General features: G+C 41.2%; 8 protein-coding genes. 6 read left to right on the top strand and 2 right to left on the bottom strand.

The window, feature by feature from the left end; genetic code table 11:
• Positions 1 to 307: 307 nt before the first annotated feature.
• The 6 genes from gyrB (at position 308) to NSE_RS02905 (ending at position 10,456) form a co-directional block, all read left to right on the top strand.
• The gene (gene gyrB, locus NSE_RS02930) at positions 308 to 2,659 is read left to right on the top strand and encodes a DNA topoisomerase (ATP-hydrolyzing) subunit B (protein WP_011452103.1); all 2,352 of its coding nucleotides are present in this window, start codon (positions 308 to 310) and stop codon (positions 2,657 to 2,659) included.
• Positions 2,660 to 2,686: 27 nt separating this feature from the next.
• A complete protein-coding gene (locus tag NSE_RS02925; RefSeq protein ID WP_011452102.1) occupies positions 2,687 to 3,526 on the top strand; it encodes a 4-(cytidine 5'-diphospho)-2-C-methyl-D-erythritol kinase in 840 nt (279 codons plus the stop codon).
• Between the two features lie 207 nt (positions 3,527 to 3,733).
• Positions 3,734 to 4,834 carry an RIP metalloprotease RseP gene (gene rseP, locus NSE_RS02920; protein ID WP_011452101.1) on the top strand — a complete coding sequence of 367 codons (1,101 nt, stop codon included), beginning with the start codon at positions 3,734 to 3,736 and terminating at the stop codon, positions 4,832 to 4,834.
• Positions 4,835 to 4,837: 3 nt separating this feature from the next.
• A complete protein-coding gene (gene bamA, locus NSE_RS02915) occupies positions 4,838 to 7,072 on the top strand; it encodes an outer membrane protein assembly factor BamA (RefSeq protein ID WP_011452100.1) in 2,235 nt (744 codons plus the stop codon).
• A 3-nt stretch (positions 7,073 to 7,075) separates the two neighbouring features.
• Complete coding sequence (mnmE, locus tag NSE_RS02910) at positions 7,076 to 8,728, top strand: tRNA uridine-5-carboxymethylaminomethyl(34) synthesis GTPase MnmE (protein WP_011452099.1); 1,653 nt, start codon at positions 7,076 to 7,078, stop codon at positions 8,726 to 8,728.
• Between the two features lie 417 nt (positions 8,729 to 9,145).
• Positions 9,146 to 10,456 (top strand): bifunctional folylpolyglutamate synthase/dihydrofolate synthase, encoded by a 1,311-nt coding sequence (locus NSE_RS02905; protein ID WP_041917518.1) that lies wholly within the window; start codon positions 9,146 to 9,148, stop codon positions 10,454 to 10,456.
• Between the two features lie 60 nt (positions 10,457 to 10,516).
• On the opposite strand, the gene nuoF is transcribed toward NSE_RS02905, so the two are convergent.
• Together nuoF and recJ are read right to left on the bottom strand one after the other, a co-directional pair.
• Entirely contained in the window at positions 10,517 to 11,758 is a 1,242-nt protein-coding gene (gene nuoF / locus NSE_RS02900; RefSeq protein WP_011452096.1) for an NADH-quinone oxidoreductase subunit NuoF, read from the bottom strand.
• 376 nt (positions 11,759 to 12,134) lie between these two features.
• Positions 12,135 to 13,868 (bottom strand): single-stranded-DNA-specific exonuclease RecJ, encoded by a 1,734-nt coding sequence (recJ, locus tag NSE_RS02895; protein WP_011452094.1) that lies wholly within the window; start codon positions 13,866 to 13,868, stop codon positions 12,135 to 12,137.
• Positions 13,869 to 14,094 lie beyond the last annotated feature (226 nt).

The raw sequence follows: 14,094 nt of genomic DNA, 5'->3' as shown, positions 1-14,094 counted from the left end.
AGAACAAAAGACCCCAAAGTGGATTCATTGCTAGTTATTTCTCTGCTAAAAGGAGACTTTGTCTGCCTATAGACTGCTGTTTCAGAATTGCAACGAAAATATCACGGGGCGACAAAACTCTTCCTTGCAGCTAACAAAGTCAGAAAAAGATGCCTGAGCCATTTTTAGACTTATAATTTTTCATAGTGCGGGAAATAATATTTTTACCTATTGAAAGTGGCTGTGTGGATTTCTTATGGCCTAAAATGTTTCACTATAACGTTCTTTCTGATACAATCCCTGTGGCTTTTACACTATTTCGACCACATTGAGTAACACGGATTATACAGCAGATTCGATAAAGGTATTGAAGGGTCTTGAAGCTGTTCGGAAAAGACCCGGAATGTACATCGGAGACACAGATGATGGGTCAGGGTTGCATCAAATGGTGTATGAAGTTGTTGATAATTCCGTAGATGAATCCCTTGCGGGCTATTGTACTGCTATAGAGGTTGTCATTGATGTTGATGGGTCGATCTCTGTTGAGGACAACGGGCGTGGTATGCCCACAGATATGCATGGAGAAGGTGTGTCTGCAGCCGAGGTGATTATGACGCAACTGCATGCTGGCGGGAAATTCGATCAGAGCAGCTATAAAGTATCTGGTGGTCTTCACGGTGTTGGTGTGTCGGTAGTAAATGCCCTTTCTGATTGGCTTAAGTTGACGATTTACAGAGATGGGAAAGTTCACTTCGCGGAATTTGAAAATGGTGAAACAGTACGCTCTTTGTCTGTTACCGGGGAGTGTGGTGATAAAACTGGGACATTAGTTCATTTTCTTCCATCGAGAAGTACATTCAAAAACACGACAGAGGTTAGCTTTAGCACTCTTGAGAATAGATTTAGAGAGCTGTCGTTCCTAAATCCTGGACTAAGGATTTCTCTACTTGATATGAGGAAAGGTAGTAGTACAGGAAAGGTAGTTTTTTTCTCTTCGGGTGGTACTGAAGAATTTGTTGCTTATTTGGACCGAAGCAAGCAACCTATTCACTCGACTCCAATCAGAGTTGTGGGTGGAGTTGATTCCATAGCGATAGACGTATCAATGCAGTGGAATGATTCTTATTATGAAAATGTCCTCTGTTTCACAAACAATATAAAGCAAAAAGATGGTGGCACACACCTTGCTGCGCTTAGGAGCGCGATGACAAGAGTTATGCATAACTATATTGTCAAGGAGAACCTGATTAAGAAGGACAAAGTTGTTGTGTCCGGCGAGGATGTAAGGGAGGGTCTGAGCGCAATTCTCTCTGTTAAGCTTCCGGACCCAAAATTTTCCTCTCAAACTAAGGAGAAACTCATTAGTTCTGAGGTCAAGCCTGTAATAGAAAAAATAGTCAGTGATGCGCTGGCAAGTTGGCTTGAGGAGAATCCCAGTTCTGCAAGGGTGATCGCAAGGAAGGTAGTCGAGTCCGCTCTAGCAAGAGAGGCAGCAAAAAAAGCGCGGGATCTCACTCGTAGAAAAGGCGGGCTGGAAATAACAACTCTTCCGGGAAAGCTTGCCGATTGTCAAGAAAAATCTCCTGAGCTTTCAGAATTGTTGATTGTTGAGGGTGATTCAGCAGGAGGCTCAGCAAAACAAGGTAGAGATAGAAAAACTCAAGCTGTTTTACCATTAAGAGGAAAAATTCTTAATGTTGAGAAAACGCGGTTTCATAAGGTTATAGGTTCAGCGGAGATAGGAAATTTGATAGCTGCTTTGGGCACTAGCATAGGAGAAGAGGAGTTTAATATTGATAAAATCAGATACCACAAGATCATCATCATGACAGATGCTGATGTTGATGGTCTGCATATCAGAACGCTTTTGCTGACGTTTTTTTTTCGTTATGCGCGTCCGATTGTTGAGCGTGGGTATTTGTATATTGCTCAAACGCCGTTGTATAAGGTGATGAGGAAGGGCGCAGATGTTTATCTCCGTGATGATGCAGCTCTTGAGGAATACCTGCTGGACCGTATTGTGAAAGGTAAAGAATTAGAAGGTGCTAATGGTAATGTTTATACTGGTCAATCATTGAAGCGCGTTGTGCAGCAATGTTTAGTTCTCTCGAAAATTCTTGAAAAGTTTGACTATAGGATACCTTTGGAGATTTTGGAGGTGGTTTTTCTGTGTGGTGAAGAGGCCGACCCTCATCTTCTTGCTGAAAGGGTGGCTCTTATCTCTTTTGGCGCATGGACTGTTGTTCGTGAAGATAGTAGCTTGTTTTTTGAGCGGACTTTCCAGGGGTTGAGAAACCGATATGAGTACTCTCCACTTTTTGTTCCTGAAGATCTTGAGAAGATGGCTAAAATCCGTGAGGCTATTAGTGATATTTTTTACCCTGGTTTTGCAAGATTCAATAATGGAGAGTACCACTCTATTCTTGCTTTCATTAGGGATGCGGATTCAGTGGCCAGAGCTGGCATGGTCTTGCAAAGGTTTAAAGGTCTAGGTGAAATGAATCCAGAACAGTTATGGTCTACTACCCTCGATCCTTCCAACAGAACAATTTTTAAAGTTACTATAGAAGAGGCTGCCGTAGCCGATCAAATGTGCTCCATGCTAATGGGGGACGCCGTTGGCCCCCGTAGGGACTTTATTGTCAATAATGCCCTAAATGCAAGTAATATAGATGTGTGATCTATCTCTCGTTATTTTTGGGTTACTATGTTAACCCTAAGAGCGCCGGCAAAGATTAATCTTTTTCTGCTTATCACAGGAAGGAATGAATCCGGGTTTCACCTGCTCGATAGTGTTTTCTGTTTCACGCATGATCTGTATGACGAGATAATAATTGTTCCTACGTCTGCAACTGAGAACTCAGTCAAATTCATTGGTGCATCCCAAGCGATAGGTGCGGATAACTCGGTAAGTCGTGTTCTCAGATTTGTTAATGATTATGCAAAGCGTTATTTCAATGTTACTCTAGTGAAGAATCTTCCTGTTGCTGCCGGTATAGGTGGTGGTTCAGCAGATGCAGCAGCGTTGCTGAGATATTTCGGTGGGCTACACAATATCTCGGAAGTATTACTCAGTCAAGTGGCTTTGTCTGTTGGCTTTGATACGTTGGCCTGCCTTTATAGCCATCCGTGTCACGTAACGGGAATGGGTGAAAAAATCGTTGCATTGCCAGAGTCGAAGCTTGTATATCCAATACTCCTAGTCTGTCCAAACTTTCCTGTCAGCTCTGCTGAAGTTTATAAAAATTTCCGCGAAAGAAGAAGTATTTTTTCAGCTGAGTCCAATCTTGCAGGGGATCATCAGGCGTTTGAAGATATGCTTTCTCTTCCTAATGATTTAACTGATGCTGCTATCGAAATCGCACCAGTGATAAGCGACGTACTTAAAAGTATTAAAAATTGTAAAGGAAATAAGGTCACCAAACTATGTGGGAGCGGTCCAACATGTATAGGTGTTTTCGACACTGTAGAAAATCTAAGAGACGCCCACTCAGAATTAATACGTCATCATAAGTGGTGGGTTAAGATCGCACATATTTCGCTGTAATTGGGAATGTTTACTCTGTTAGCACATCAGTAGTTTTTCGGTATTTCTGAGGATATTTTACGTTTAGTTGGTATTAGTCTTGGAATCCTGATATGTAGGTCATTATGTGCTGTCTATTTGGTGCTGGAGAATTATCTTTTCACCCTGTACATGGAATGACACTTCAGTGTAAGGTTTAGTTAGTCCTGAGGTTAGTTTTAAAATTTTATGGGTGGTTTACTTTTATATCTCGCATCCTTTCTGCTAGTGGTTTCTGTGATCGTCTTCGCGCATGAGTTTGGGCACTATATTTTTGCCAAAATGTTTGGTGTGAAAGTAGAGGAGTTTTCTATTGGATTTGGGAAAGAATTATTTGGCTTCAGTGATAAGTCAGGAACCAGATGGAAGCTCTCTATGATTCCGGCTGGTGGGTATGTGAAAATGTTCGGAGATTTAGACAAGAGCAGTGCTGTGGATTTTGAGAAAATTCATATGATGGATGATTGCATGAAAGCTCAAACCCTGAATTATAAACCTCTATATCAAAAAGCACTTGTTATTTTTGGTGGTCCTTTTGCTAATTTTGTTTTTGCCTTTTTGGTTTTGTCTTTCCTATATGGTTATTTTGGAAAAGTTACGGTTGAGCCAGTTGTAGCATCTGTTATTAGCGATAGTCCGGCAGCACATGCGGGATTCAGAGTTGGGGACAGGATCTTAACGATGAACAATAAGCCTATTGCAAGTTTCGACGAAATCAGAAAGTTCATTTACCTGAATCGTGATAGTGCAGTATCTTTCACTGTGTTAAGGAATGGGGATGAGATATCTATGTCTGTAACTCCAAGGATTGAGGTTGGAGAAGATATATTCGGTAATCGTGAAGAGCTACCAAAGCTTGGAATAGAAGCATCAAAGATTCAGCGTAGCGAAATTGGAGTCGTGGGTGCAATGCGATTCTCTTTGATTGAGATTGGTAATGTTATTCATTCAACACTAAAGCTGCTCTGGCAGACGATTACAGGGAAAGCTAAAACCAATGCTATAGGTGGTCCAATAAAAATTGCTAAATACTCCGGACAGTCCATGCGAATGGGATTCACCATGGTTTTGTGGTTTATGGCAATGTTATCGATCAATCTTGGTTTGTTTAATCTTTTTCCTATACCGATGCTTGATGGTGGGCACCTGCTTTTCTATTTGATTGAATGGATTAAGGGTGATAGAGTAGCAATTGGCTTTCAGCAATGGGCAGGAAGAGCAGGGATGTTGTTATTGATAGCTATCCTTGTTTTTGCTGTTTTTAACGATATTCGTTTTGTTCTCAGGTAGTTGATGCGAAAAAAACTTTTTTTGGTTTGGCTTCTTTTTTTGTCAAGGTTTTGCTTTGCGGATGAGGTAGTCGAAATTAGAATTTCTGGTAATAAAAGAGTCGCCGAGACAACGATCCATGGATTGCTGCATGTTGAGGTAGGGCAGGATGTCACTTCTGATGAGTTGAATGCAGTTTTTAAGAGGCTTACAGCGTCACGTTTGTTCAGCAGTGTGGAGCTTGATCTAACAGCTGGCATTCTAGAGGTAAAACTCCAGGAGAACCCCATACTCCGCAATGTTGTGGTTAAAGGGAATAAGCTTCTTAGTAGAGCAGCGATCGATAAAATTCTTGTCTACAAAAAAGATGCGATCTTTGATGTTCACGAATTTGAGAATAGTATAACTGCTCTGAAGACCTACTATAGGGATTCTGTTGTAGAGAAAACAGCTATTAGTTACAGAGTTGTCCCAATAGATGAAAATAATGTCAATGTAGAAGTGACGGTGAAGGAGGCTAAGCCTACTGTCATTCGAGCAATAGAGTTTGAGGGTAATATCAGGTATTCCGATAGGGTCCTCAAGCATGTTATTAGGAGCAGGGAAAAGAGTATACTCAGACTTTTTGGCACAGCACATTACTACTCTAGGGAGAAATTGGAATTTGATAAGGATCTGTTAGCTGATTTTTATCAAGGGAAGGGGTATTTTGACTATTCACTAGAAGGTCTCGAAGAGAGAGAAAATGAGGATGGTGTTGTTCTAGTTTTCAAGCTAAAAGAAGGGGCTAGGTACAGCTTTGGCAGGGTAAATGTTGTTTCAGAGAAGAGCGAGATAGAGATAAGTGATCTAAAAGAAAAGGTCAGGATAAGGGAGGGTGCCGTTTTCAATATAGGTGCTGTGAGGGAAAATGCCTTAACACTGCTAAGTGTACTTAATGAAAGGGGACATATGTTTGTTAATGTTGTTCCTCAGTATCAGCCTGATGCAGATGGTAGGGTGGATGTTACGTATTATGTTGTTAGCACGAAAAAATATAGGATTCGGAAGATTAACATAAGTGGTAACATAAGGACCAGGGATACAGTCATCAGGCGCGAAATGCTCTTGAGCGAGAATGATTTGTACCAACCTAGTAAAGTTGCGGATTCACGCAGACGGATACTTAATTTAGGTTTTTTCGACGAGGTTTATATAGAGGAGCGTAAAGTTGATGACCAAAATCTCATACTCGAGGTAAGAGTAAAAGAGCGTCCTACTGGGACGCTAAATCTGAGCGGTGGTTATGGATCAGATGTTGGCTTTTTTGGAAACTTTTCCTTTGTTGAAAATAACCTCTTTGGTACATCTGATCGTTTAGTTGTTGAGTTGCAAAGAGCTTCCTTGGGAAGTAATTACTCTGTCGAATTTCAGCGAAAACGGATCTTCGACACATTTATCACAGCGGGTGCGTCTGTTTTTTATAAGAACCGTAATGAGAAGGCGAATGGATTGTACAAATTCTCATCTGTCGGTGGTGATGGTTCAGTGAGTTACTCTCTTAGAGATGATTTACGTTTACATCTTGGTTATTCATTGAGCTTCGATAGGATTTTTGATGTTGATGGTGACGCGCCTGAATCTGTCAAGAGGAGTGCTGGAACCAAAATTCTCTCTGCGGTTAGTTATTCGCTCTTCCTGAATAAACTAGATAATTATTTTGTTCCTAGATACGGCTACGGAGTCAGATTCGGTAACAAATTTGCTGGAATTGGCGGAGATGTTAAGTTCTTACGATCTGATTTTAAAGCTGGTGGCTTTGTTTCTATTTTTGATCAAAGCGCTGTGTTGAGCCTCGTTGTGCGTGCAGGCAATATATTTGGATATTCTGGACAGGGCGTTGATGTTGCCAATAGGTTTTTCCTCAACGAAATGCGTGGGTTTGATAGTCTTGGCATTGGTCCACGTGATGTCGACACGGGCGATGCATTAGGTGGAAACTCTTTCATTCTTGGTACTGCGGAAGTGCAGGTACCGATGAGGCTGCCTGTAGAGCTCGATTTGAAAGCTGCTTTTTTCTATGAGGTTGGTACTTTAGCGGGTGTGGATGTTACTGCGGAAAAAGTTTATGACTCACATGCACTAAGGAGTAGTATTGGCGCGGGTTTAGTATGGAATAGTCCGTTTGGTGTGCTTAGAGTCGATGTAGCGAAGGCTTTAATAGAAGGAAAAGGAGATAAGGTGAAGACCGTAAAGTTCGGTATAGTGTCACCATTTTAACGAATGTCAACGATATACGCGCTTTCTACTGTTTTTGGGAAGTCAGGCGTAGCTGTTTTTAGAATTTCTGGGCCAGACGCACTGCGGGCTCTAGAACTCCTTGGGTTAGATATTAAGCAGCCCCGTCCTAGATTTGTGTACTTTGCAAGACTTTTCGATGAGCAACTCCTAATCGATGAGGTATTGGTTGTTTATTTTGCTTCTCCTGCGAGTTTTACTGGTGAGGATGTTGTTGAGCTGCATTCACATGGTAGCATAGCAGTTCTGCGGTATATCAGTGAGAAGCTTTCTACTTTGTTCAAACCTGCTGAACCGGGTGAGTTTACCAGGAGAGCAGTTCTGAATAACAGAATGGATCTCACTAAAGCAGAGGGCATAATAGATATAATTAACTCTGAGACCCAAGAGCAATTAAAACAAGCCTCTCGGCATTTATCGGGGAAATTAGCTGAGGAATATAACTCTCTACGCGATAAAATAATCAAAGTACTTTCGTATTTGGAGGCTTATATAGACTTTCCAGATGAAGAAATACCAGAAACTGTACTTGCAGAGATACAACAATCGATTGTTGCTATACAATGCGACATTTCTCGTTATCTTGCTGACGGTAAAGTTGGAGAAAAAATTAGAGAAGGTTTCTCGGTTGTAATAGTTGGGAAACCCAATGTAGGTAAGTCGACGCTTTTTAACTATCTTGCTAAGAGGGATCTTGCAATTGTTACCGATATTCCAGGTACTACAAGAGACATACTGGAGGTAAGACTAGATTGTCATGGTTATCCAGTGATCCTATCAGATACGGCCGGAATCCAGGAAACCTGTGATGCAATAGAAAAAATGGGTATAACTAGGGCGCTCAAAAAAGCAACCGAAGCAGATGTAATTGTCTTTCTCAGGGATATAACCGAATTGCATCTCACAAATGTTAGACGCGAAGATGTAGCAAACTCAGTCATTGAACGACATCTGGATAGGCAAGTAGCAGCTTTGGGAAGTAGAGAGCACATACAAATTGATCAAAGACATGTAGATAAGCTTATAGGTTCAAGTGACTGGGCGCAGGAAATGCAATTGAACGAGGCGGGTGTTAGAAGTAAGAATATGAACTACCCGGATATTGAGGAGAGGGATCTCAATTTGCGAGATATTCTTGATGAACGGCATGAAGAGAAAGACCGTAGTGTGATGTGTCACGACATGATGCAGGAGCACGATCCAGATAATGGTGAGTGTAGCGATGATGTCGATAGAAGATTCAATGAATTATTTACAGCTGCAAAAAAGCTAGAAATTCCTGTAGTAAAAGTTGTGACGAAGGGTGACATTGCACCCACACAGTTGTCATTTTGGCAAGATAAGGGGTACATATGCATATCCGTATATAAAGGAGAAGGTATGCAGCTTCTTCTTGATAAGATCTTTGATATTATCTCGTCTTCAAATATTGAAGCTCACATTATTACACGTGCGCGGCATCGACTGGCATTGGAGAATGCTTTAGAGCATCTGCGACGTTTTAATACAGATCTCCCAATCGAGCTTGCAGCAGAGGAAATCAAGCTTGCAGCTAATCATATCGCATCTGTTACAGGTGAGATTAAGTTGGATGATGTCTTGGATGAGATTTTTTCCTCGTTTTGCATAGGTAAATGAGATCATGTTGTTGTTTGTTTAGTGTATTGCTTGTACTGGTGCAAGGAATGTTGTCATACCAGGTAAAATCTTTCTTTTCCGTTTAAGAAATTGTCTTTTTCTCCGTTGTGCCGTATGGAGTTTTAAGCGGTTTTTTGTCTGGTGCGCGGTTAATGTTAAGAATATTTTTGCATACTGATAAAAACCCTGTGTGGGTGTCTTTGAATGTGTTTATGACGTGGGCGCACTAATATTGAAAACGTCTTTCCCGTGTTAGTAGAAGCACTACAGAGAGTTTGTGGTATTTTTTGCGCAAAACACATCAACATTGCAACTATCTTTTGTGCATTAGTTATTGCACTAAAATGATTTATGGTACGAAGCAGGTGCATCTGTGCTAAACTCTCATCGCTTTTTTATGTGTATTTCTGGTACCTGATGCCTGTCTATATGCCGCATTGGCCCAAGCCACTAGGTGCTCGGCCTACTGAAATTGATCTGAAATTACATAGAGTAACACGTGTCTTGAAAAGGCTTGGTAGTCCACATTTGTCTGTGCCCCCAGTCATACATGTTGCTGGTACCAATGGTAAGGGTTCCACGATAGCATTTCTTCGAGCAATACTTCAGGCTTCAGGTTATTCGGTGAATGTTTACACGTCACCCCACCTAAGATACTTTAACGAACGAATAGTGCTTCGTAACAGAGAAATAAGTGACAAGTTTCTCTACGACGTTTTAGAAGATGTGAGAATTGCTTCCCAGGGTGAAAAATTAACTTTTTTTGAAGGGACCACACTTGCTGCGATTTTGGCTTTCTCGCGTAGTAATGCTGATTTTTCTCTGATTGAAACAGGTATGGGCGGTAGGTTAGATGCAACAAATGTTTTTCCTAAGCCAATAGCGACAATTATCACGGCAATAGATTTTGATCATACTTCTTATTTAGGCGCAACTATTGCTCAAATTGCCTATGAAAAAGCTGGTATTATAAAGGAAGGAGTTCCCTGCGTTGTTGCAAGACAACATGGTGAAGCTATAGACATCATACAGGGTGTTGCCAAGAGTAAAAGAGTTCCTGTTTTTAGGCAAGGGCATGAGTGGGAGGTTGGAACTGATGGGAGGATGTTACAGTTTGGTGTTAGTTCACATGTGGAAGAATATCCACTTCCCAACTTGAGAGGCCTACACCAAATTGGGAACGCAGGTAATGCAATTGCTGCAGCAACAATTTTGAGTAGTAGGTATAACTGCGATGCAATTAGTGTTGAAAGTGTTAGTATTGGTATTAAAAATGCGGACTGGCCAGCTAGATTGCAGTTGATACGTGGCAAGAAGAATAAGCTTGTTGGAATGCTTCCAGAAGGCTGGGAGTTCTACATGGATGGAGCACATAACCCTTCTGGAGCTAAAACTATTTCTGAGTGGTTGGAGAAAGAGAAGATTCATATCATTCTTGGTATGACGAGAGATAAGGATACAAAAGAGTTTGTATCTCATCTCCTCCCGAATATCGAGAGCATCTCAGTAGTATGTGTACAAGGTGAGCCACGTAGTAAGACGATTGAAGAAATCGCACAACCCATTCTTGAGCTAGGCTTGGAATGTAGAAAGAGCTCTTCTCTCGAAGATGCATTTTATCATATTCTCAGTAGAGATTCAGATAGCAAGAAGATTTTGTTATGTGGATCACTATTTCTTTTTCGTGACATCTGCAGTTATGGTGAGATCGAGGGCTGTCTCTGTTAAGCTGCTTCTCTCGAATAAAGTGACTGGTCCCCCCTATTATCTCTGAGCAAACAGGTAATATCACCCTTTTTGACGTGCTTCTATCTCGTCCCTGAAGTTTTTTATAAGACCTTGTATAGGCCAAGCAGCCGCATCACCTAGTGCGCATATGGTATTTCCCTCGATTTGTTTTGTGAGCTGCAATAAAAAATCAACATCGGATTTTTTTCCCTTACCTTCACTTAATTGTTTCATTATGCTCCATAGCCAGCCCGTACCCTCCCGGCACGGTGTGCACTGACCGCATGATTCGTGCATGTAGAAATGTGAAAGTCTCTCTATGGCACGTATTATGTCAGTTTCTTTGTTCATTACGATTATGCCGCCAGTCCCAAGGGAGGAGCCTACTGCTCTTAGGGAATCGAAATCCATCGTGACTGTTTCTGCAACTTCCTTAGTGATCATTGGTACTGATGATCCGCCTGGTATCACTGCAAGAAGGTTGTCCCAGCCACCTATGACACCACCTGCGTATTCTTCAATAAGAAATTTTAGTGGTATTCCCAATGCCTCTTCGACGTTACACGGCTTGTTTACGTGACCGGAGATGCAAAATATTTTTGTACCACAGCTATTTTTGACGCCAAGATTTGCAAACCAATCGCTTCCCCTACTGAGTATTGTAGGGACCGATGCAATACTTTCCACGTTATTTATTGTGGTGGGCTTGCCATATAGCCCACATCCAGCAGGGAAAGGAGGTTTCATTCTCGGCATGCCTCGCTTTCCTTCAAGTGATTCGAGTAAAGCTGTTTCTTCACCACAGATGTAAGCTCCAGCGCCTCTATGAACGAAAATCTTGAGTTGCTCAGGAATAAGATGCGCATCCATCGCTTCCTGTATGACCTTTTCTAGAACAAGAGATTCGTTGTAGAACTCCCCGCGTATGTAAATATACGATACGTCTATGCGCATCGCATGACTTGCTAATACTATTCCTTCGATGAGTTTATGTGGCTCGAACCGTATTATGTCTCTATCTTTACATGTGCCTGGCTCCGATTCGTCTGCATTTACTACTAGGTACGACGGTTTGCCAGCCTCTTTCTCTTTTGGCATGAAGCTCCACTTTATTCCTGTTGGGAAACCTGCACCTCCTCTTCCCCTTAGACCGGATTTTTTAATTTCTTCTACGATCCATTCAGGCTCCTTATCAAGAAATTTTTTGGTGTCCTTCCAATCACCACGTCTGAGCGCCTCACTTAACGTGATACCTTCTCTTTTTTGTATATTACTAAAGATTCTATCTTCTGGTTTGAGCATGATTCTCTTTGTTTTACAGCGAGATTATACAAAAGGTTAGAGAGAAAGTCATAACATCAAATGTCTTTTTTATGTTCAGTGTCGGGGCGAAGAAGGTGATTTATTTTTGGTAGATCCTTTTGTAATGCTTATGTATGTATACCTGCAGAGCTTCTGCCATGTGAGATTTAACATTCCTGGATGACTTAATTCAAAGTACTGAATCCATGCTCACAGCGCTTATTTTATTATGTGAGCTTAGTGTTTCCATATGACATGATGCTGTTGGGTCGCGCTAGAGGTTGATGTAATGCATATGTATCTAGATAGCACTGCTTTATCTCCCAATTTCTTTCCTTCGGAGAAGTGCACTGGATATAGAGCGGTACTTGATTATTTAAGTTGACGCATCTTCTATGATCACCTGAGGTTTGTTGCTGTATCCCAGGCTATCAGCTTTTATCTTTACAAGAAAATTTGTGACTTCACAATTTAGAATTGCCTCTTTCAGTATAGGGTCTGCTCTAAATGCAATCCCGCGGATGACTGTGTGTGTCCTTACATCTCTCAGTGTACAGGCGATGTGTCCATCCTCTCCGATAATCTTGCTAGTGACGACCCTCACATCCTTGAGCACAAATTTAGGTTCAGGGTTGCCCGCGCCGTGAGGTGCTAAAATTTTTAGGTCATCGCAAAGATCACTGGTGATTGTATCGATGTAGAGCTCGCTATCAATATGGATGGTTTCTTGTGTGTTCACATCTTTGAAGTACTCTTCAAAGAAATCTCTTATTGCTGGAATTTTTCTTGTTTCACATGAAAACCCAGCTGCCATTTTATGACCCCCACCTTCTATTATTAAGCCACTTTCTTTTGCGGCTATAACCGCCATTCCTATGTTTGCGTCCCTTATCGAACGTGCACTTGCTTTGGCTATATTGCCGTCAATGCTGAGAATGATTGTTGGAAGATGGTAACGATCCTTAATCCTTGAAGCAACTATTCCTATTATTCCCTGGTGCCAATTTGCGCTTGCTGCAAGAATTACCTTTTTACTTGTCTTCTCTACTTGGGTAATAACCTCTTGGAGTGCTGCTCTTTCAATTTCTTTTCTTTTTAGATTTAAAACACAGAGAGTTGTAGCTATCTCTTCTGCTTCAGCTGGGTTTTGTGTTGATAGCAACCTACTTCCTAACGAAGATTGGGATATTCTTCCTCCTGCGTTTATATGTGGTCCTATTACATAACCTAAGTGATAGGCCTCCAGGGTACTGAAGAGCTTCAATTCTTTGGTAAGTATACTTAATCCTAAGTTTTTTCTTTGGTCGATAACTTTTAGCCCTTGCTTAACAAAAGCCCTGTTGATTCCGGTAAGTCTAACGACGTCACAGACTGTACCTAATGCAACGAGATCTAGGTAATTTATAAGATTGGGCTCCTTTTTATTATCAAAAAACCCTTTAGCTCTTAGGACAACATTTAATCCTATAAGTAGTAGAAACGATACTCCGACGGCCGCTAAGTGTTCAGTATTAATCACATTAGGTTGATCAATTCTATTTGGATTAATTACAGCCGTGGCAGGAGGTATCACATCCGTGCTTATGTGATGATCCACAACTATTATGTCCAGGCCAATTGTATTTGCTGCTTCTATTTCAGCGTGAGCTAGAATGCCGCAGTCTACTGTAATGCAAAGTGTGTATCCTTCTTTTTTTAGTTGAGTGAAAGCGACTTTGTTTGGGCCATAACCTTCGGTAATTCTATCTGGAATATATATGTCAACCTTTTTGCCTATCTCCCTGAAGTAATTTTTCAAAAGCGCGGATGAGGTTGCGCCATCAACGTCGTAATCACCATAAATAACAATTTTCTCATCTTCAGATATTGCTCTCAGTATCCTTTCTATTCCCTCTTTCATTCCAAGCAGACTGAATGGATCCGGTAAAGTATGCTTGAGTTTCGGGTCAAGAAAAGTTGCGATATCGTCATCTGCTCCAACGCGATTATATAAAACCGATGCAACTGTTAGTGATAGCCCAAATTTTTGTCTTAGGAAGAGTAGTTCTTTAGGTGGTACGTAATTGTGAATCCAGACACTTCCTTTAATTGATTTTCTAGGATGTTGCATTGTCTTTTCAATTTATTTCGATGAAGTGACTTTCCTCTTTATTCTACATAGATCATCCAGGATTTTCGACGCTGTTCTCGGGTCTACAAGTCTTACGCGCTAGAATGAACCCATAGGAGTTTTTTCCTTTTTTCAGTTTAGCTTCTTCTTAGGTGATCACACTCCTGTTGTGTTACACTATGATCCGCCGGTAAATTGTGATTCCCTAATAAAGGCATTTTATGTT

Source organism: Neorickettsia sennetsu str. Miyayama (assembly GCF_000013165.1).
Classification (GTDB): domain Bacteria; phylum Pseudomonadota; class Alphaproteobacteria; order Rickettsiales; family Anaplasmataceae; genus Neorickettsia; species Neorickettsia sennetsu.
The sequence above is the reverse complement of the archived record's forward strand: the minus strand, read 5'-3'. Positions and strand labels throughout refer to the sequence as shown.

What these genes read in the sequence shown, in the direction of transcription:
- mnmE (WP_011452099.1), top strand. Translation starts at nt 7,076, where the DNA reads ATGTCAACGATATACGCGCTTTCTACTGTTTTTGGGAAGTCAGGCGTA.
- bamA (WP_011452100.1), top strand. Translation starts at nt 4,838, where the DNA reads ATGCGAAAAAAACTTTTTTTGGTTTGGCTTCTTTTTTTGTCAAGGTTT.
- rseP (WP_011452101.1), top strand. Translation starts at nt 3,734, where the DNA reads ATGGGTGGTTTACTTTTATATCTCGCATCCTTTCTGCTAGTGGTTTCT.
- NSE_RS02905 (WP_041917518.1), top strand. Translation starts at nt 9,146, where the DNA reads ATGCCTGTCTATATGCCGCATTGGCCCAAGCCACTAGGTGCTCGGCCT.
- NSE_RS02925 (WP_011452102.1), top strand. Translation starts at nt 2,687, where the DNA reads ATGTTAACCCTAAGAGCGCCGGCAAAGATTAATCTTTTTCTGCTTATC.
- recJ (WP_011452094.1), bottom strand. Translation starts at nt 13,868, where the DNA reads ATGCAACATCCTAGAAAATCAATTAAAGGAAGTGTCTGGATTCACAAT.
- nuoF (WP_011452096.1), bottom strand. Translation starts at nt 11,758, where the DNA reads ATGCTCAAACCAGAAGATAGAATCTTTAGTAATATACAAAAAAGAGAA.